This is a genomic window from uncultured Maribacter sp. (assembly GCF_963975365.1).
GTDB lineage: Bacteria > Bacteroidota > Bacteroidia > Flavobacteriales > Flavobacteriaceae > Maribacter.
The window spans coordinates 115798-134503 of sequence record NZ_CAXBGF010000002.1 but is presented as its reverse complement, the minus strand read 5'-3'; the positions used below and the strand labels follow the sequence as shown (position 1 = coordinate 134503).

The 18706-nt window shown below is 34.1% G+C and carries 19 protein-coding genes; 10 read left to right on the top strand and 9 right to left on the bottom strand.

What is annotated here, in order from left to right; translation table 11 throughout:
• The first annotated feature begins 46 nt into the window (after positions 1-46).
• Both AACZ49_RS03610 and AACZ49_RS03605 read left to right on the top strand, forming a co-directional pair.
• Positions 47-496 (top strand): hypothetical protein, encoded by a 450-nt coding sequence (locus AACZ49_RS03610; RefSeq protein WP_339651720.1) that lies wholly within the window; start codon positions 47-49, stop codon positions 494-496.
• 58 nt (positions 497-554) lie between these two features.
• Entirely contained in the window at positions 555-1598 is a 1044-nt protein-coding gene (locus tag AACZ49_RS03605; RefSeq protein ID WP_339651718.1) for a quinone-dependent dihydroorotate dehydrogenase, read from the top strand.
• Between the two features lie 238 nt (positions 1599-1836).
• Here the strand turns inward: AACZ49_RS03605 and AACZ49_RS03600 are convergent, their stop codons facing one another.
• Positions 1837-2154 (bottom strand): Dabb family protein, encoded by a 318-nt coding sequence (locus AACZ49_RS03600; RefSeq protein WP_339652179.1) that lies wholly within the window; start codon positions 2152-2154, stop codon positions 1837-1839.
• A 177-nt stretch (positions 2155-2331) separates the two neighbouring features.
• Here AACZ49_RS03600 and AACZ49_RS03595 point away from each other — a divergent pair, with 177 nt between their 5' ends.
• Complete coding sequence (locus AACZ49_RS03595) at positions 2332-2952, top strand: LysE family translocator (RefSeq protein WP_339651715.1); 621 nt, start codon at positions 2332-2334, stop codon at positions 2950-2952.
• Positions 2953-3005: 53 nt separating this feature from the next.
• The gene (locus tag AACZ49_RS03590) at positions 3006-3875 is read left to right on the top strand and encodes a hydroxymethylglutaryl-CoA lyase (protein WP_339651713.1); all 870 of its coding nucleotides are present in this window, start codon (positions 3006-3008) and stop codon (positions 3873-3875) included.
• A gap of 64 nt (positions 3876-3939) precedes the next feature.
• Here the strand turns inward: AACZ49_RS03590 and AACZ49_RS03585 are convergent, their stop codons facing one another.
• The gene (locus AACZ49_RS03585) at positions 3940-6084 is read right to left on the bottom strand and encodes a TonB-dependent receptor (RefSeq protein WP_339652176.1); all 2145 of its coding nucleotides are present in this window, start codon (positions 6082-6084) and stop codon (positions 3940-3942) included.
• A gap of 315 nt (positions 6085-6399) precedes the next feature.
• Here AACZ49_RS03585 and guaB point away from each other — a divergent pair, with 315 nt between their 5' ends.
• Positions 6400-7872, top strand: coding sequence for an IMP dehydrogenase (guaB, locus tag AACZ49_RS03580; protein WP_079510872.1), 1473 nt, complete (start codon positions 6400-6402; stop codon positions 7870-7872).
• A 65-nt stretch (positions 7873-7937) separates the two neighbouring features.
• Here guaB and AACZ49_RS03575 read toward each other — a convergent pair whose 3' ends face one another.
• Positions 7938-8474: a DUF255 domain-containing protein gene (locus tag AACZ49_RS03575; protein WP_079510874.1), complete on the bottom strand. Its 537-nt coding sequence runs from the start codon at positions 8472-8474 to the stop codon at positions 7938-7940.
• Positions 8475-8532: 58 nt separating this feature from the next.
• Entirely contained in the window at positions 8533-9771 is a 1239-nt protein-coding gene (gene lysA / locus AACZ49_RS03570; RefSeq protein WP_339651709.1) for a diaminopimelate decarboxylase, read from the bottom strand.
• A gap of 150 nt (positions 9772-9921) precedes the next feature.
• Here lysA and AACZ49_RS03565 point away from each other — a divergent pair, with 150 nt between their 5' ends.
• The 3 genes from AACZ49_RS03565 (at position 9922) to AACZ49_RS03555 (ending at position 12600) form a co-directional block, all read left to right on the top strand.
• The gene (locus tag AACZ49_RS03565; RefSeq protein ID WP_339651708.1) at positions 9922-10560 is read left to right on the top strand and encodes an LON peptidase substrate-binding domain-containing protein; all 639 of its coding nucleotides are present in this window, start codon (positions 9922-9924) and stop codon (positions 10558-10560) included.
• 152 nt (positions 10561-10712) lie between these two features.
• A complete protein-coding gene (sucC, locus tag AACZ49_RS03560) occupies positions 10713-11906 on the top strand; it encodes an ADP-forming succinate--CoA ligase subunit beta (protein ID WP_339651706.1) in 1194 nt (397 codons plus the stop codon).
• A 358-nt stretch (positions 11907-12264) separates the two neighbouring features.
• Positions 12265-12600 carry a hypothetical protein gene (locus tag AACZ49_RS03555; protein WP_339651704.1) on the top strand — a complete coding sequence of 112 codons (336 nt, stop codon included), beginning with the start codon at positions 12265-12267 and terminating at the stop codon, positions 12598-12600.
• Between the two features lie 47 nt (positions 12601-12647).
• Here AACZ49_RS03555 and AACZ49_RS03550 read toward each other — a convergent pair whose 3' ends face one another.
• Positions 12648-13025, bottom strand: coding sequence for a DUF1456 family protein (locus AACZ49_RS03550; RefSeq protein WP_339651702.1), 378 nt, complete (start codon positions 13023-13025; stop codon positions 12648-12650).
• Between the two features lie 263 nt (positions 13026-13288).
• On the opposite strand from AACZ49_RS03550, the gene AACZ49_RS03545 reads away from it, so the two are divergent.
• Positions 13289-13690 (top strand): TerB family tellurite resistance protein, encoded by a 402-nt coding sequence (locus tag AACZ49_RS03545; RefSeq protein WP_339651699.1) that lies wholly within the window; start codon positions 13289-13291, stop codon positions 13688-13690.
• A 2-nt stretch (positions 13691-13692) separates the two neighbouring features.
• On the opposite strand, the gene AACZ49_RS03540 is transcribed toward AACZ49_RS03545, so the two are convergent.
• Positions 13693-13860 carry a hypothetical protein gene (locus tag AACZ49_RS03540; RefSeq protein ID WP_339651697.1) on the bottom strand — a complete coding sequence of 56 codons (168 nt, stop codon included), beginning with the start codon at positions 13858-13860 and terminating at the stop codon, positions 13693-13695.
• 1 nt (position 13861) lies between these two features.
• On the bottom strand, positions 13862-13975 hold the full coding sequence (locus tag AACZ49_RS03535; RefSeq protein WP_339651695.1) for a hypothetical protein: 114 nt from the start codon (positions 13973-13975) through the stop codon (positions 13862-13864).
• Positions 13976-14427: 452 nt separating this feature from the next.
• Here AACZ49_RS03535 and AACZ49_RS03530 point away from each other — a divergent pair, with 452 nt between their 5' ends.
• On the top strand, positions 14428-14853 hold the full coding sequence (locus AACZ49_RS03530) for an Hsp20/alpha crystallin family protein (protein WP_339651693.1): 426 nt from the start codon (positions 14428-14430) through the stop codon (positions 14851-14853).
• 67 nt (positions 14854-14920) lie between these two features.
• Here AACZ49_RS03530 and AACZ49_RS03525 read toward each other — a convergent pair whose 3' ends face one another.
• The gene (locus AACZ49_RS03525) at positions 14921-16447 is read right to left on the bottom strand and encodes a M20/M25/M40 family metallo-hydrolase (protein ID WP_339651691.1); all 1527 of its coding nucleotides are present in this window, start codon (positions 16445-16447) and stop codon (positions 14921-14923) included.
• A 136-nt stretch (positions 16448-16583) separates the two neighbouring features.
• A complete protein-coding gene (gene uvrB, locus AACZ49_RS03520) occupies positions 16584-18572 on the bottom strand; it encodes an excinuclease ABC subunit UvrB (RefSeq protein WP_339651689.1) in 1989 nt (662 codons plus the stop codon).
• Positions 18573-18706 lie beyond the last annotated feature (134 nt).

The window sequence follows — 18706 nt, the reverse complement described above, 5'->3', positions numbered from 1 at the left end:
TTATATATCGTAATTTAGTAAATGATAAGATTTGATAAATAAGAAGATGAAGATAATTAGATTGTTGTTGGTCTTTTGTCTCTTTTTACTTCTAAGTAAGACGCACGCCCAAGCAGATTGTATATTAGGTGTGGGTCTAACTAATGATTCAATAATTTCTGAAGTATTTCAATTAAATGATAATCAACATGAAAAATTGGTGAGTTTCAGTGCAGAATTGAAATATCGAAACGATTTATTGAACAATGAACTTCAGAACGTAAAGAGTCGATATCCGCAAAGTAATGTTACAGAGCTTAGGCAATTAGCTGATAAGTATAGAAGTGTGATGGATAGTATGACTAAAGTTCAAACCATGATTGACAAAAGAATGTTGACTTTGTTTAATTCGAAGCAATATGAATTATATCGTAATCTGTGTAAAGAAGCTTCTCGTTCTCCATTCATTGTTATGCCTACTGTTTACGCTGATAGTATTAGTAACGAAAACCGATAACATATTTTACACTTTTTTCAAATACACTTTTGTATTTTTGTGCTTCTAAAATATATAAATGTACAGGCTACTTATTAGACCTATTTTGTTTCTTTTCGACCCAGAAAGAGTTCACCACATAAGTTTTTCGACTATTAAATTTTTATCAAAGATTGGATTATCTGGTCTTTTTAAATCTATCTTCCTTATAGAGGATAAACGTTTAGAACGTGAATTATTTGGTCTTAAATTTAAAAATCCAGTAGGGTTGGCAGCTGGTTTTGATAAGAATGCCGTACTCTATAACGAATTATCAGATTTCGGATTTGGTTTTATAGAAATAGGAACTCTAACTCCAAAACCTCAAGAAGGTAATCCAAAGAAAAGATTATTCCGCCTAAAAGCAGATCATGCTATTATTAACCGCATGGGCTTTAATAATAATGGAGTTTTTGAGGCAGCCGAAAAACTAAAAAAGGAACATAGGGTACTAATTGGTGGGAATATTGGTAAGAATAAGGTTACTCCAAATAACGAGGCGATTAAAGATTACTTAATATGCTTCGATGCCTTGTTTGACCATGTAGATTATTTTGTGGTTAATGTTAGTTCTCCTAACACACCTGGTTTACGTGAGTTACAAGATAAAGAACCGCTGACGGCTTTGTTAAGCGAGTTGCAATTGGAAAATTTGAAATTAAGCGAACGAAACGGTACAATTCGAAAACCTATTTTATTAAAAATAGCACCAGATCTTACCAATAGTCAACTGTTTGATATTATTGAAATTGTTAATACGACCAAGATTGATGGAGTTATAGCAACAAACACCACTATTTCAAGAGGGAATTTAAAATCTCATGTGCTTTTAACAGAAGAAGCTGGTGGACTAAGTGGTGCGCCATTAAAGAACAGAAGTACTGAGGTAATTAGGTTTTTAGCGGAAAAAAGTAACAAATCGTTCCCAATTATTGGGGTAGGTGGTATTCATTCTGCAGAAGATGCTTTGGAGAAATTAGAGGCGGGCGCAGACTTAATTCAATTATGGACAGGATTTGTATATGAAGGGCCAGGATTGGTGAAGAAAATTAATAAAGCACTATTAGAAAAAGAAAATAATTGAAAGAAGATTAATACTATTAAGTAATAAGAATAGGTGATTTTCAAACCGGAAGTCGCATCCATAAAAAAAAAGCCTTTGTACAACTAAAATGTACAAAGGCTTTTATCTTTATTCTAAGAGGGTTTAATACCCCGAGGCTTGTCTCGCTTGTCAATTTTAAAGTTTAAAAACCTATTCTTTTAAATTACTCCATGGCCTTGCCCTGGGGAAATTTACTAACATACTGTTGTTTTAATTATTAATTGGTCCAATAATCAATTACTAAAACATCATCTAAATATGGAGTTAATACTGCACCAAAAGCTTTGTGGTCTGGGTGAGGTAAATAAGTAGCACGGTCTTCTTCGCTTTCAAAAGTTAGAAAAAACGCATGTGTGAAACCTTTTTCTAATCCTTCAGGGCTATTGTTCAATCCCCATTCATATCCTTTTATTTGTTCAATTTTTGAAGGTAAAGCGCTAAAAGCATCTTCGACTTCTTTTATTTGTGATTTGGTGGTTCCTTCTTTAAACTTAAAAAGAACTACATGCCTTAATAGGCTGTCTGCCTGGATCATTGTTGGTGAATTTGTAGTTTCATTTGATGAGGCAAAAGCATTTGCCATGAATGAAATACTGATTAGAAAAACGAGCGCTTTAATTTTCATGATTTTATTATTTTTAAACAAGATATTAAATATAGGTGTAAATAATGGTAATTTGTACTTTACGCCCTTAATCAACTAATTTCTCATTTGAACTACGAAATCTTATTAGCGTTCTCAATTGCTACTTTTGCTTTGGCGCTGTCACCAGGGCCCGATAATATTTTTGTACTTATACAAAGTATTACTAATGGTCGCAAATTTGGTCTTGCTGTAGTAGCTGGTCTAATGACAGGTTGTTTGGTACATACTACTTTATTGGCATTTGGGATTTCGGCGGTTATAAAAAATAATCCAACCATATTTACTTTAATTAAAATTTTTGGTGCGGTATACTTGGTGTATTTGGCAATTTCAGTTTATAGAGGAGGAAATTCTATTTCAATTGAAACTGAAAATAAACAGGTTAAAAGTATAAGTAGTTTATTTCGACAAGGATTTATAATGAATGTTTTAAACCCTAAGGTGACTATCTTTTTTCTAGCTTTTTTTCCAGGGTTCTTATTCTCGGATAGTATAAGTACTATTATTCAATTTTATGTTTTAGGACTTCTTTTTATTATGATTTCATCTATAGTATTTAGCGGTATCGCTTTATTATCAGGTAGTATTTCAACGTTTTTGACAGGGAATAAAAAAACAGGATTTGTTCTTAAGTGGGTTCAAATTACTGTCTTTCTAGGGATAGCTATTTTTTTATTTTTCGGATAGCTTATTTCTTGTATAATTAAGTCTTACTTAATTTGAGTTTGTATTTTTACATAATGTCCGATTCAAAAATTAAAATAGTAGAATGCCCTAGAGATGCTATGCAAGGCATAAAGGATTTTATACCTACAAATGAAAAAGTAAGGTATTTACAATCATTATTGGGTTGTGGCTTTGATACTTTAGATTTCGGAAGTTTTGTATCTCCTAAAGCAATACCCCAAATGGTCGATACGGCAGAGGTTCTGTCAAATCTAGACCTATCGGAAACTAAGACAAAATTACTGGCTATTGTTGCGAATGTCAGAGGTGCCGAGGATGCGGTTTCACATCCAGAAATAGAGTATTTGGGATTTCCTTTTTCTATTTCAGAAAATTTTCAAATGCGGAATACCCACAAGACCATAGCGCAATCTGTAGAAACGTTACAAGAGATTTTTAATTTGGCAGATGCTGCAAATAAAGAGGTGGTGACTTATATATCGATGGGATTCGGTAACCCATACGGTGATCCTTGGAATGTTGAAATAGTAGGGGAGTGGACTGAGAAGTTATCAAAAATGGGTGCGAAAATTTTGTCCCTCTCGGATACTGTTGGTACCTCTGATTCCGAAACTATAAATTATTTGTTTTCCAACCTTATTCCAAAATACCCGAATATCGAATTTGGTGCCCATTTGCATACTACACCCACGAAGTGGCATGAAAAGGTGGATGCAGCTTACCAAGCAGGTTGCCGTAGGTTCGATGGTGCCGTTCAAGGTTTTGGAGGTTGCCCAATGGCCAAAGATGAGTTAACTGGAAATATGCCCACCGAAAAAATGCTTTCCTATTTTACAGCTCAAAAGGCAGACACGGGAGTGAACTGGATGGTTTTTGAAGCGGCTTACAATAAAGCGACAGAATTATTTTCGGCTTATCATTAATATTGAATCCAAGAAGCAAAAAAAAGCCTTGTACATGACAAGGCTTTTTTATATAAACGGGTTATTAGTACCTTAATTCTATTCCACCAAAAAGACCAAAAGGAATTCCAGGTCTTAGTCCTGCAGGTACACGCGCTACCGCGTAGGTCTCATCTAACAGATTCATTGCATTTATCGTTATTGTAATATTTTGGTTATAACGATACTTTGTGCCTAAATCCAATACGATGTTTGATGCAACAAGCTCATTGTCAGGAATAGCACCTACACCTGCTTTTGTTCTAAAGGCGCCGTTATAACGGCCACTAAAGTTTACTTCAAATTTTTCATGTTCTAAACTAATGGATGCGTTAAACTGGTGTTTGGATAGGTAAGGCAGTTCATCACCAATATTGACTTCACCCCAAACGCTATTACTACTGCCAAAACTATTTAAGAACTCTGTATCTGTAAGGGTATATCCAATTGTAATAGGTAATGCGAAGGTATCTGAGTTGATTAAGGGGTTATAGTTCAATAAGAATTCTATTCCCTGTACTTTAACCTCACCGGCATTAAATTGGTCTAAGGAACCTGTACCACCTGTTGCAGCCAAGTCACTTCCTAAAAGATTACTGTAGTCATTATAGAACCCAACAAATTCTCCTGAAAAGCCTGCATAAGAAAAGCGAGTGCCTAGCTCATAATTAACGCTCTCTTCTGGTTTTTCACCCACTTGATTACTTGGCGGAGAGAATCCTTTGTGGATGCCTCCAAACAAAGAAATATTTTGAAAGTTGTAGTTAAACCCCATCCCTGGGATAATTACATTTACTTGGTTCTCCCGTTCCGAAAGATTGACACCTGTTCTTTTTGGGTCATTACTACCGTAATTTGTCTGTCCTAAATTGATATTCTCATAACGAAGGCCTGGGGTCAAGGTTAGTTCTTTGTATTTTAGTTTGTATAACGCGTAAGAAGAAAAAGCTCTGGCATCACTTATTCTATTAGCATCAGTACCTCTTTGTCTTGCCGTTACTACTGCCATGGTTCCGTTGTTAAGGCTATAGTCGTCAACCCATTGAAAGCGGTCTTCTTCGTCATAGTGGTAGCGTAAACCAACTTCTATATCGTGAACTGTATTGTCAGTATTCCATCTGTAATTCAATTTGGTCTGGATTCCTGTAGCAAGGTATTCTCTATTATTTGCTTTTACTGCAATGACATCATTTGCTTCTGTATTCGAATTTCCGCTAACAATATCGTAGTAACTTGAAAGCTCTTCGGGATTTTGAATAATGTTAGTAATACTCTCACGTTGACCGTTTACAGTCAAATAATCTACTTTGAACCAGTTACGATTAAAATTATTTAAATAGGCAGTTGTAGTGATTCTAACATTTGAGCTAAAGGCCATGGTATGTGTGCCCATAAATTGTAGATGTTTCGTATTCATCTGATCTTCCTGCGAACCTGCATAACGACGGAAGGGGGTAGCGGAAAAATCAGCTTCGGTAAGACCTAAATAGGTTTCATTGGAAATTTCATCAGAATATTGAAATTTAAATTCAAAGGCCTGACCAATTTTAGCTTCAGGATTTGTGTTTACTTTGAATTTAGCGACCAAGTCGTTTTTATCAAATCCGGTATTTTCACCATTATCCAATTCTTTGAATCCGTTAGAATTGTAGTTGAGGTATTCTATAGAATATCCAAAATTCTTTTTACTATCTCCCAATTGGGTATGTAAACGACCACTGTTAAAACTACCGTAGCTAGAGTTTAGAAAGATGCCAAAACTGTCTGGCACCTCAGTCGAAATCATATTAATGGCACCACCAGTAGTGTATGGGCCGTATTGTACTTGACTACTACCTTTTAATATTTCTACTGCTTGCATTCTAGCAATTGTTGGGAAATAGTAGGCTGATGGTGAGCTGTAAGGAGCTGGAGCAATTAATACCCCATCCTCCATTAAGGTAATCTTTGAGCTACGCTCTGGAGAAGTACCTCTAAGGCTAATGTTTGGTCTAAGTCCAAAACCATCCTCTTCGTAAACATTTACTCCAGGAACACTTCTAAGGGTTCGGTTTATGTCTGTATAATTAAACTTCTTAATTTCTTTTGGTGAAATGTAATAGGCTGAACCTGTTCTGTTCTTGGCTTCAAACTTACTCCCTAAAATAGAATTGGCTTTAAGTGTTACTTCGTTTAAATGTATTGAATCCATGCTTGTAGATGCTGGTTTCTGAGCAAATACAGCTAGAGTTAATAGGAATGTAAAAAGGAATATTGAGGTTTTCATTTTATTTATACTTATTTAGACTTACTTAAAATAGTGTTCTTTTGCGCAAATGTAATACCCTTCTTTGTTATTTGCAAAGCTTATTTAGAATAAATAAAAATAGTGTGTTATTAATACTTTAAAATCAAAAGATTAGGACTGAAATTTTAACACTTGATAAGTGTATGATCTTGATGAACCGTATTCATTTGACTAAGTAAAAAAAGAGTATCTTTGCACGCAATTAAATCCTTAATTGCTATGCAAGCCCACCAAAATAAAATTCTAGGAGAAGGTCTAACATACGACGACGTATTATTAGTACCTGCCTATTCTGATGTACTTCCAAGAGATGTAAACATTCAGACCAAATTCACCAGAAATATAACCATTAACGTTCCTATCATATCTGCAGCTATGGATACGGTTACGGAATCTAGAATGGCTATTGCTATGGCTCAAGAAGGTGGTATTGGTGTTCTACATAAGAACATGACCATTGAGCAGCAAGCTATGAAGGTAAGAAAGGTGAAAAGAGCTGAAAGTGGAATGATTTTAGATCCTGTGACTTTACCTTTACATTCTAAAGTGAAAGATGCAAAGGCCAATATGAAAGAGTATAGTATTGGTGGTATTCCGATTGTAGATGATGCAGGAAAATTATTAGGTATTGTTACCAATAGAGATTTACGTTTCGAGAAAAATAATGAACGCCCAATAGCTGAAGTGATGACTTCAGAAAATTTAGTTACTGCAGAAGAGGGTACTTCATTATCAGAGGCTGAAGATATACTTCAACAACATAAAATCGAAAAACTTCCAGTTGTAACAAAGGATAATACTTTGGTAGGACTAATAACTTTTAGAGATATTACCAAATTAACCCAAAAGCCAAGTGCCAATAAAGATCAATACGGAAGATTACGTGTTGCTGCCGCCATAGGTGTTACTGCCGATGCCGTAGAAAGAGCTGAAGCTTTAGTTAATGCAGGTGTAGATGCAGTTGTTATCGACACTGCCCATGGTCATACAAAAGGCGTAGTAGCTGTTTTAAAAGCGGTAAAAAATAAGTTTCCGAATTTAGATGTTATTGTAGGTAATATTGCAACAGGTGAAGCTGCCAAATATTTGGTAGAAGCTGGTGCAGATGCGGTTAAGGTTGGTATTGGGCCAGGCTCAATTTGTACGACTCGTGTAGTTGCGGGTGTTGGTTTTCCACAATTCTCTGCCGTGTTAGAAGTTGCAGCCGCAATTAAAGGCTCTGGTGTACCTGTTATTGCAGATGGTGGAATAAGATATACTGGTGATATTCCTAAAGCTATAGCAGCTGGTGCAGATACCGTTATGTTGGGATCGCTTTTAGCGGGTACAAAAGAATCTCCAGGAGAAACCATCATTTATGAAGGACGAAAGTTTAAATCATACAGAGGTATGGGTTCTGTGGAAGCCATGAAACAAGGTAGTAAAGATCGTTATTTTCAAGATGTTGAAGATGATATTAAAAAGTTGGTTCCAGAAGGTATCGTAGGTCGTGTACCATATAAAGGAGATTTATTTGAAAGTATTCATCAGTTTATTGGAGGTCTAAGAGCTGGTATGGGTTACTGTGGTGCGAAGGATATAGCTACTTTACAAGATACAGGTAGATTTGTAAAAATTACTGCAAGTGGTATTAATGAGAGTCATCCACATGATGTTACTATCACCAAGGAAAGTCCGAATTATAGTAGATAGAAAAAATATAATGCATAAAAAAAGAGGTCTTTTAGACCTCTTTTTTTATTTGTTGATTTGGTATTTTATTTGCCTGTCTTACTAACATAGGCGTCCCATTTTTTCTCCTTATAAATATTATCACCAAAATAACGGGCTATTTCTAAAAACGGCTTTGGTTTTTGATAACCAGGTACTGGTGACAACATATTTAGTTCTTCATCCAAAAAAATCGTTGTTGGGTAACTTAAACGACCTTGCATTAAGGCAGCGGCAAATTCATGATATCCTTTTCTTCCTGAGGGTACAAATTTATAAATCTTTCCTTTGTATTCAATAGGTTCTTTGCCTTCTCCATCTAGCTTAACCATGTAATAGTTTTCTGCCATATAAGCGGCAACTTCAGGGTTTTGAAAGGTGTCTTTGTCCATTTTCTTACACCATCCGCACCAATCGGTATAGACATCTATGAATACTTTTTTAGGATTTTTATCGGTTGCAGCTAATTCTGCAGCTTCATTCCAAGAAAGCCAATTCACCTCTTGAGCAAAAGTAATGCTCGAGATAAGTATAAAGGCAATGAATAAAACCGTTTTTGAAATATAAAGAGCGTTCGATTTCATATGATTTTTGAGATATTAGTCCAATAGCAATACCAAAACTAACGCATTTTTACGTTCTTTATTTCACTTTAGCAATTTCTTTAACAGCGAACAAATCTTTAATATCCACTTGATTACGTATTAAATCATCAAAAGTTTCTCTTTCGCGAATAAGAATTGCTTTGCCTTTGTGCCAAAGAACCTCTGGTGGTCTAAATCTAGAATTGTAGTTGCTGGCCATTGTAAAGCAATAAGCACCAGCATTTTTAAAGCAGAGAATATCACCTTCAGTTATTTCATTAATTCTCTTGTTGCTTGCAAATGTATCGGTCTCACATATATAACCAACAACAGAGTAATAACGTTCTCTTCCCTCAGGATTAGATATGTTCTTAATAGTATGTGTAGCACCGTAAAGCATAGGGCGTATTAAATGGTTGAAACCAGAATCTACACTTGCAAATACGGTTGAAGTAGTCTGTTTAACAACATTTACCTTAGCTAGAAAAACGCCGGCTTCACTTACCAAAAATTTACCAGGCTCAAATGCCAAAGTCAAATCTTTCCCATATTCTTTGCAAAACTCATTGAAACGGGTGCTTAATTTTTTACCCAACTCTTCAACGTTGGTTTCAATATCGCCTTCTTTGTAAGGAACTTTAAAACCACTACCGAAATCGATAAAATCGAGATTTTTAAAATTTCGGGCGGTATCGAATAATATTTCAGACGCATATAGGAAAACATCGATATCTAAAATATCACTTCCAGTATGCATATGAATACCATTAATATTCATTTTAGTCAACTCTACAATGCGAAGCAAATGTGGAATTTGATGAATACTGATTCCGAATTTCGAATCTATATGACCTACCGAAATATTAGAATTTCCTCCGGCCATTACATGCGGATTAATTCTTATACATACGGGTATCGTTGGGTGTTTGCCGCCAAATTGTTCTAATATAGATAAGTTGTCAATGTTGATACGGACACCAAGTTTAGATGCTGCTTCAATTTCTTCAAGCGAAACTCCGTTAGGAGTAAAAATGATGGATTCTGGTTTGAATCCAGCCAACAATCCTAATTGTACTTCTTGTATAGAAACCGTATCTAATCCACTACCAAGACTATTCATTAATCTTAAAATAGTTATATTAGATAAGGCTTTGGCCGCATAATTGAGCTGTAATTTCTTAACCGACCCAAATGCTTTAGTCAATCTATTGAACTGTGAAACTATTTTTTCTGAGTCATAGACATAAACTGGATCACCAAAAGTTTTTGCTATTTTCAACAAATCCTCATTTTTCATACTATACTATTTTATACAAAGTTACTTCTCTAATTGGACAGCAACAAAAATAATCACATAAAAACAATAAAAATAACAAAATGTGATATTTGTAACAATTATGAATTATGTTTATTTTGGCTACTGTAAAGTCCTTTATAATTTTAGACTATGAAAATACCTTTATTTCCACTGCAGTCCGTATTTTTCCCAGGAGAAACCGTGCCTCTTCATATTTTTGAAGAACGATATAAACAACTTATAACCGATTGTAGAGAGGAAGCCATCACTTTTGGTATTCCAGTTTTTATAAACAACAAGATGGATTATGGTGTTGAGGTTCAACTAGTAGAAGTGGTAAGTACTTATGATAGTGGCGAAATGGATGTTGTTTGTGTTGCACGACAGGTTTTTAAGCTGTTGGCTTTTGATAAAAGTATGCCAGGTAAATTATATGCAGGTGGAATTGTAAAACTTTTGGATTACGATTATGAGGCCTCCTTAGAAAAAAAACAAACTATTATAAAAGATATACATCAATTATATAAAATAATGATGGTGCCTTACAAAGAGTTGAATGTAAAAACATTCAATAGCTTTACATTGGCCCATAAAATTGGGTTGTCTTTCGAGCAAGAATATCAACTTCTTCAGATCCCTAAAGAAAATGACAGGCTTAATTTTATAAGCTTACATTTAACTGCTACAATTACCGTTTTATCAGAAGTAGAACGAACAAGAAAAATCATAGAACTTAACGGTCATTTCAAAAATTTTGACCCTTTAGATTTTCAGGATTGGGAAATGTAAAAAAATAATTAGGCCTTGAAATTAGATTACTTTGAAGAAATTTTGTGGTTTTATGCAGTTTATTCTTAGAGTTATTCTAATTAATCACTTGTATTTTTATTTTATTACTTAGTGTTTCCTATTTTTGCCTAACAATTAAAATCACCATATATATGAACCTTCACGAATATCAAGGAAAAGAGATATTAGCAAGTTTTGGGGTGCGCATCCAAAGAGGAATAGTTGCCCATAATGCAAAAGAAGCTGTTGAGGCTGCAAAGCAATTAACTGCTGAAACCGGAACTGGATGGCATGTTATTAAAGCTCAAGTACACGCAGGTGGTCGTGGTAAAGGTGGTGGTGTTAAATTGGCTAAAAACCTTAAAGAGGTAGAAGAAATAGCAGGCCAAATTATTGGTATGAACCTTATTACTCCGCAAACTTCTGCAAAAGGTAAAAAAGTTCACCAAGTATTGGTTGCTGAGGATGTGTACTATCCAGGAGATAGTGCAACTAGAGAATTTTACATGTCCGTTCTTTTAAACAGAGCTACTGGTAAGAATATGATCATGTATTCTACAGAAGGTGGTATGGACATTGAAGAGGTTGCTGAACACACTCCTCATTTGATTTTCACTGAAGAAGTTGACCCAGCAACTGGTATTTTAGGTTTTCAAACTAGAAAAATAGCTTTTAACCTAGGTCTTTCTGGTGCAGCATTTAAAGAGATGACCAAATTTGTTTCTTCTTTATATAAAGCATACGTTGAAAGTGATTCAAGTATGTTTGAAATTAACCCTGTGTTGAAAACTTCTGATGATAAGATTATGGCGGTAGATGCAAAAGTATCTATTGACGATAACGCACTTTATCGCAGAAGGCAATATGCAGAAATGCGTGATTTAAGAGAAGAAAATCCGATAGAAGTTGAAGCGAGAGAAGTTGGTCTTAATTATGTGGATTTAGATGGTAACGTTGGCTGTATGGTTAACGGAGCAGGTCTTGCAATGGCAACGATGGATTTAATTAAAATGGCAGGTGGTGAGCCAGCAAACTTTTTGGATGTTGGCGGTACTGCTGACGCAAAAAGAGTTGAAGAAGCTTTTAGAATCATATTAAAAGATCCCAACGTAAAAGCAATTCTTATCAATATTTTTGGTGGTATCGTTCGTTGTGACCGTGTAGCACAAGGTGTTGTGGATGCATACAAGAATATGGGCGATTCAATGAAAGTGCCGATTATTGTAAGATTACAAGGTACCAATGCAGAATTGGCAAAAGAGATAATTGATAATTCTGGATTAGCTGTTCAATCGGCTGTTCAGTTTCAAGAAGCTGCAGATAAAGTTAAAGCTGTATTGGCTTAAACAAGTTTGTTATAATAATATATTGAAGACCATTCATTTGAATGGTCTTTTTTTATGCCTTTAGCTTTTCTAAATATGGTAATTTGTGTTAGTATAACTTAAATTTAGTGTACTTGAAAACATCGCTAATCAATGGGTAAGGTTAACCAAATGAAATAATGGTTAAGACTTTTAAAACTTGAATTGTCTATTCTTTTGATGTTTATTTTTACCAGAAGAAATTGAGAAAATTTCATTAAAAAGATGTTAAAGTTGAAATAATCAGTAACAATATCATTTTTTAAGCGTCTTTTTAATAATTCATCATCAATCAATTATTAATCAATCTTCAGAATTTCTGGAGGAAAAACAAAAAGTCATGAGAAAATTAAGTTTAGTAGTGGTAGCTGCAATGCTACTTGCAACAGGTAATGTATTGGCAAACGATACAATAGGTGAAAACCCAACAACCAGTCTTTCCACACAGATATCAGCATTGTTATCAGAAAATAATTTTTCTGAGGAGCAAACCGATTTAACAGCTCAAGTTCGTTTTACATTAAATAACGATGGAGAAATTGTTGTGTTATCTGTAAGTACAGATTTTGAAAAAATGGAAAGCTTTGTTAAGAATAAGCTAAACTATCAAAAAGTAAATTTAAATGAAGTGGAAGAAGGTAAAATTTATACTATTCCGGTTCGTGTAAAAGCTTAACTTAATAAAATTGGTTATCAGAAAAAATCCTGCTACACTAAAGTGTATTAGGATTTTTTCTTGTTTTTATATTTTACAGGGGTAATAGCTTTGTCTACTTTTTTTAACTGTTTGCTCTTAAAATCTTCTCTAACATTAAATTTTTTAGCTGGCTTAGCCGCGACTTTGGTTTTTCCTGAAAGAACGTCACCCGGGTTTTTCGGATTCTCCTTAGTTCCTCTAAGGTGAATTACCAATCCGTTCAAAAAATTGCGTAACACTTGGTCACCACATTCCATATAATTAGGGTGCTCTTCATTTCTGAAAAATGCACCTAACTCACTCTTAGAAATTTTAAAATCTACTAATTGAAGTATTTCAACAATTTCATCATCTCTGAATTTTAAGGCTACTCTTAATTTTTTAAATATATCGTTATTGGTCATTCTACTAATTTAAGCACTGCAAGTTATTATAAAATTATGTACCTATAGGTTTGTGTTATGTCTTTTTTACTGGGAAGTTATTTGTTATTTACTATTCAAGCTAGTTTCAGTGCTAGGAGTTTATCTTAATGATATCAAGTTTTAGAAAATATGAGTTTTAAAAATAACTAGAGATTACGTATAAAGATGAAACAAGCTCTGAAATATACGAATGCTTAAATTTTTAAGTTAGTATTAAGAATGTCAATATATTCTACTGATTTATGCCAACAGAGAAAGAAAAACTTAGTATTTTATCAGAAATGATTGCTTTTGCTAAAGTCAACAATGAAATAAAGCGATCGGAATATGACTTTCTTTTTTCAGTTGCGCAACAATTAGAAGTCGGTAAAAAAATATTCGATAGTTTGTTTACCGAGAATGTAGAGCATATAATACCTAAATCACTGTCTGCACGAATTGTTCAGTTTCATAGATTGTTGTTGTTAATGAATATTGATGATAAACAAGAAATGATTGAAATAAAAAGAATTCATGATATAGGATTGAAAATGGGTTTACCACCTGGTGCAATACAACAGGTATTAGTTATTATGCATAAATACCCTGATAAAATTGTTCCGCCAGAATTGTTAATAGCTATTTTTAAGACGTATTATAACTAAGATCACGAGATATATCCGGTATCAATTTTAGATAAATCTCTTTTATTCTCAATATTCAATTTTGCATCTTCGCACAATACATTGATTTCAATTTCAATTTTTTCTAACTGACTAGAGTTTTTTACATTATAGGATAGTGTTTTAAGTATGTGCATCAATTTTTTCGTCACGTTATGTCATGTTTGCAATGTAATGGCCTAATAGAAATTGATGTTTTTCATCTGAGATAATACCTGGTAAGACCTTTGGCAAAAAATTACTTGAAGCTTGGTTTAGTAAAACCATGACCATCGAAAAGCTAAAAACCGTTAAAGAAAACAAGCTCCAATTAAAGTGCTTAATATAGTTTGGGCAGTATCGGTAATTTCTATTACCAAGCCAGGTGCTACATCTATTAAATAGCTAGATGTATTTAATTGCTTCAATTAAATCATTAAAAATACAATGCTAACCCTGCGATTGAAATTATGGTTGGAAAGAAGGTTGTTTTATAGCGTATTTACCGTACGAAGTTGGTCAGTCTATCCATGGATGAAGTGAGTTTAATTATGAAACTAATTAAAATTGAAGTTTTATAGTGGCTGGTTCAAGGAACTTTTAGTCTCTAAACATAGTAAAATGACAAAATGACATATTATTGATACCTTAGTAAGACATAGTGTCATATAAAATGGATTGGTATATAGTTTGTTCTATTCAAACTAATTAATAAAATAATCTTTTTAAAATATATTATTATGAGTTTAACTAAGAGAAATGAAGTGTTGTTTCCAGCATTAATGAATGAAATCTTTAGGCCGGATTGGTTCGGTGGTACACATAATGAAAGAACTGCTATGCCAGCGGTTAATATTAAAGAAAATGAAGGGAATTTTGAACTGGAACTTTTTGTGCCAGGTAGAAGTAAAGATGAATTTAGTATCGAAATAGATGATTCTGTTTTGACTGTTTCTTCTGAAACTAAGGAAGAGAAGGAAGAATCAAAAGAAAAATTTACAAGAAGAGAATTTACGCTTTCATCTTTCAAAAGAGCTTTTACACTACCTGAAACTGTAGCTACGGATAAAATTGAAGCTACTTACATTGATGGGGTTTTAAAATTCAATCTTCCTAAGAAGGAAGAGGCTTTGCCAAAGCCAAAAAGAAAAATCGAGTTATCTTAATTGTAAATTTTTTTTAGGTTGGTTTAAGTTGTTTGTTTAAAGTGCTTTGAGTAATCAAAGCACTTTTTTATGGTAAAGACTCGTTTAAAATTGTCAAACACGATAAAATTCCTTCTCTATAATTCCCTAACCGTAAATTCTCGTCAGGCCCATGTATGTTGTTATCCGGGTTTGGGATTCTGATAGATACTGCGGGTATGTTCAAGGTTTGAATAAAAGGGGCCATTGGTTGAGAGCCACCTGTGGTTCTCATATTAACAATATTATTTCCAAAAACTTTTTTTAGTGCTGTGTTTAAAAATTTTCCGATATCGCTGTCCATGTCTGTTCTAAAGGGTTTTGAGCCAATTCGGAATTCTAATGAAGCAAGTTTCTTGAAAGTGGCTCTATCTTCATTATTGGGTGCAGAATCAACTAAATGAAAGCCTTGTTTTAAGATATGATTTCGTAATAATTCTAATTGTCTTTCTGCAGGGGTTTCGGGAACCAATCTCATGTCGATTTCGATAATAACATCTTCAGGTATTAAGGTGCGTACTTCTTTACCTGTATATGCGGCTTTCAGACCTCTTATATTGAAGCTAGGAAACTGTAAGGCTTCTTGATACGTAGGCGCAACTTGTTCAGAGTTGTATATGCCTAGTCTTATATTTAGGCTATCATTATTTTCAGGTATTGTGGATAGTAATTTTTTGTCACGGTCAGTTAAAACGACACCATCATAAAATCCGGGTATCTGCACAATACCATGGTCATCCTTGAAACTGCTTATTAATCGTGCAGCCTCAAAAACCGGATTTGGCGCATAATTTCCATATTGACCACTATGAAGCGCATATGATGGTCCGAACACTTTTATGGTTGCAGTTGCTATTCCTCGAGCGCCATAAGTTAATGTTGGTAAATTTGAAAGGTGTCTTGTACCATCCATAATAAAAAGCATATCAGCACTCAACAAATCTCTGTTTTCTAAAACTGCTTTTGGTAAATCTGGAGAACCTAATTCTTCTTGGAAATCCATAATCACTTTTATGTTGTATTTCGGATTTATATTTTGCTTTTGAAGAATTTGTAATGCGGAAATCAATGACATTGCCGGACCTTTTGAATCGGATGCAGATCGTGCGAAAATTCGCCAGTCATCATCATAAATATTTTGGTTCGTTTCAATTTCTACTGGACTCCAAATTCCATTTTCATATACTTTAATAACGGGTTCAAATGGGTTGGGTTGTGACCAAGCGGAACTATCAACGGGTTGCCCATCAATCTGTAAATAAAAGAGAATGTTCCTGTAGTTTTTTTTATATATTTTTTCAGCAAAGAGTAGAGGAGCACCTTCGGTTTTTATGGTCTGCGTTTTGAAATCTAAAGTTCTAAAAACACTGTCGCACCATTGTTTATTTTTGTTGATTTGTTCCGGGAAATTACCGTCATTTTGTAGTTTCAAAAAATGATGTAAATTCGTAATAGCTACATTGAATCCTTTATCAGTTAGTGATTTTAATTCCTCGCTTTTTAAGTTTTGACATTGACTACTATAGCTGCTTAAAACATATATGAAGAATACTATTAAAACTTTCCATTTTTTCATTTTGTATAGATATAAATCAATTTAGTTTCGTCTAAAAATTGTGTGTAAAATGCTTTTTTTTCAATTGGTTGTATATTTCTAATTAAAATTTTAATTTATATTTTTTAGAAATAGGAAATTTTCGTTGTTATCGGACTTATTCTTGTTCTTGCAACGACTTTATTTCATCTCTCAACTTCGCAGCTTGCATAAAATCGAGCTCTTTTGCAGCCTTTTCCATTGCTTTTCTTTTTTCCTTTATCATCTTCTCAACTTGCTCTTTGGTCATGTATTCCAACTCAGGTTCAGCGGCACGTAATTCCTCTTTAATAAAGTGATAAGTTGAAACTGAATTCTTGGATAAAACATTGTCCAAACTTTTGTTTAAAGCTTTCGGAATTTGATTATTATCGGTGTTATATTTTATCTGTTTTTCACGTCTATAATTTGTTTCGTCAATCGTTTTTTGCATGCTGTTCGTTATCTTATCTGCATACATAATTGCTTTGCCATTTAGATGTCTGGCAGCTCTACCTACGGTCTGGGTAAGTGATCTATTGCTACGTAAAAAACCTTCCTTATCGGCATCTAAAATTGCGACTAAAGATACCTCTGGTAGGTCTAATCCTTCACGTAATAAATTCACTCCAATAAGCACATCGAAGATTCCTTTTCGTAAATCTTGCATGATCTCAACGCGTTCTAAAGTGTCTACATCGCTATGAATATATCTACATCTTACGTTAATTCTATCCAGGTATTTTGCCAATTCTTCGGCCATTCTTTTAGTCAATGTTGTAACTAAAGTTCGCTCATCTTTTTCAACCCGCTGATGAATTTCCTCTACCAAATCATCAATTTGATTTAGACTTGGTCTTATTTCTATAATGGGGTCTAACAAGCCAGTTGGTCTAATTACTTGTTCGATATATACACCTTGACTTAGCTGTAATTCGTAATCTGCAGGTGTTGCACTAACAAATAAAACCTGATTTTGTAGCATTTCAAACTCCTCAAATTTAAGGGGTCGATTATCCATTGCAGCAGGCAAACGAAACCCATAGTCAACTAAATTTACTTTTCGAGATCGGTCACCGCCATACATCGCGTGCACTTGTGGTATGGTCACATGACTTTCATCAATAACCATTAAATAGTCATCGGGAAAATAATCTAAAAGACAGAAAGGTCTTGTGCCAGGTTCACGACCATCTAAGTATCTAGAGTAATTTTCGATACCAGAACAATAACCAAGTTCACGTATCATTTCTAAATCGAAATTTGTACGCTCCTCTAAACGTTTTGCTTCTAAAGGTTTGGCTATATCTTTGAAGTAGTTGATTTGTTTAACTAAATCGTCTTGAATGCTATGTATCGCATTTTGTAAGACATCTTTAGAGGTAACGAACATATTGGCCGGGTAAATAGTAAGTGTCTCGTAAACTTCTATAATACTATTATTAAACGGGTCGAAAGCTTCTATTTCTTCTATTTCATCACCGAAAAAATGAATTCTGTAGGCATGGTCGGCATAACTAGGAAAGACATCTACAACGTCTCCTTTTACGCGAAAGTTTCCATTCTTAAACTCAGCCATAGTTCTTGAATAAAGCGATTGTACCAATTGATGCATTAGCTTGGTTCTGGCAATAACCTGGTCTTTTTTAATGGAGATGACATTTTTTTGAAATTCCACTGGGTTACCAATACCATACAGGCAAGAGACCGAGGCAATAACAATTACATCTCTTCTGCCCGAAAGTAGGGAGGAAGTCGTGCTTAGTCGTAATTTTTCTATATCCTCATTAATAGAAAGATCCTTTTCAATGTATACACCGCTAGTGGGTATAAATGCTTCTGGTTGATAATAATCGTAGTATGAAACAAAATATTCAACCGCATTATTTGGAAAAAACTGTTTAAACTCAGAGTAAAGTTGAGCAGCTAAGGTCTTGTTATGGGCTAATATTAATGTGGGTTTTTGAACTTCTTCTATAACATTAGCTACCGTAAATGTTTTTCCGGAGCCTGTTACCCCTAATAAGGTTTGATATTTTTCATTTTCATTTAGTCCATTAACCAATTCTTTAATGGCATTTGGTTGATCTCCTGTCGGCTTAAATTCTGATACTACTTTAAATTTCATGTATGGTAATTCTCTTTTGTGAAGTCTAAACCGAATTGCTTAAAATTCATCTTGCATCTGTATTTGTATGTAGAAACTAATTAAATATCCATCATGCTGATACGTAGTATAAAAATACGAAAGACGAATTTTAT

What these genes read in the sequence shown, in the direction of transcription:
- AACZ49_RS03600 (WP_339652179.1), bottom strand. Translation starts at nt 2,154, where the DNA reads ATGATCCAGGCAGACAGCCTATTAAGGCATGTAGTTCTTTTTAAGTTT.
- AACZ49_RS03590 (WP_339651713.1), top strand. Translation starts at nt 3,006, where the DNA reads ATGTCCGATTCAAAAATTAAAATAGTAGAATGCCCTAGAGATGCTATG.
- AACZ49_RS03525 (WP_339651691.1), bottom strand. Translation starts at nt 16,447, where the DNA reads ATGAAAAAATGGAAAGTTTTAATAGTATTCTTCATATATGTTTTAAGC.
- AACZ49_RS03555 (WP_339651704.1), top strand. Translation starts at nt 12,265, where the DNA reads ATGAGAAAATTAAGTTTAGTAGTGGTAGCTGCAATGCTACTTGCAACA.
- guaB (WP_079510872.1), top strand. Translation starts at nt 6,400, where the DNA reads ATGCAAGCCCACCAAAATAAAATTCTAGGAGAAGGTCTAACATACGAC.
- AACZ49_RS03550 (WP_339651702.1), bottom strand. Translation starts at nt 13,025, where the DNA reads ATGACCAATAACGATATATTTAAAAAATTAAGAGTAGCCTTAAAATTC.
- sucC (WP_339651706.1), top strand. Translation starts at nt 10,713, where the DNA reads ATGAACCTTCACGAATATCAAGGAAAAGAGATATTAGCAAGTTTTGGG.
- uvrB (WP_339651689.1), bottom strand. Translation starts at nt 18,572, where the DNA reads ATGAAATTTAAAGTAGTATCAGAATTTAAGCCGACAGGAGATCAACCA.
- AACZ49_RS03575 (WP_079510874.1), bottom strand. Translation starts at nt 8,474, where the DNA reads ATGAAATCGAACGCTCTTTATATTTCAAAAACGGTTTTATTCATTGCC.
- AACZ49_RS03530 (WP_339651693.1), top strand. Translation starts at nt 14,428, where the DNA reads ATGAGTTTAACTAAGAGAAATGAAGTGTTGTTTCCAGCATTAATGAAT.
- AACZ49_RS03610 (WP_339651720.1), top strand. Translation starts at nt 47, where the DNA reads ATGAAGATAATTAGATTGTTGTTGGTCTTTTGTCTCTTTTTACTTCTA.
- AACZ49_RS03605 (WP_339651718.1), top strand. Translation starts at nt 555, where the DNA reads ATGTACAGGCTACTTATTAGACCTATTTTGTTTCTTTTCGACCCAGAA.
- AACZ49_RS03565 (WP_339651708.1), top strand. Translation starts at nt 9,922, where the DNA reads ATGAAAATACCTTTATTTCCACTGCAGTCCGTATTTTTCCCAGGAGAA.
- AACZ49_RS03585 (WP_339652176.1), bottom strand. Translation starts at nt 6,084, where the DNA reads ATGGATTCAATACATTTAAACGAAGTAACACTTAAAGCCAATTCTATT.
- lysA (WP_339651709.1), bottom strand. Translation starts at nt 9,771, where the DNA reads ATGAAAAATGAGGATTTGTTGAAAATAGCAAAAACTTTTGGTGATCCA.
- AACZ49_RS03545 (WP_339651699.1), top strand. Translation starts at nt 13,289, where the DNA reads ATGCCAACAGAGAAAGAAAAACTTAGTATTTTATCAGAAATGATTGCT.
- AACZ49_RS03535 (WP_339651695.1), bottom strand. Translation starts at nt 13,975, where the DNA reads ATGGTTTTACTAAACCAAGCTTCAAGTAATTTTTTGCCAAAGGTCTTA.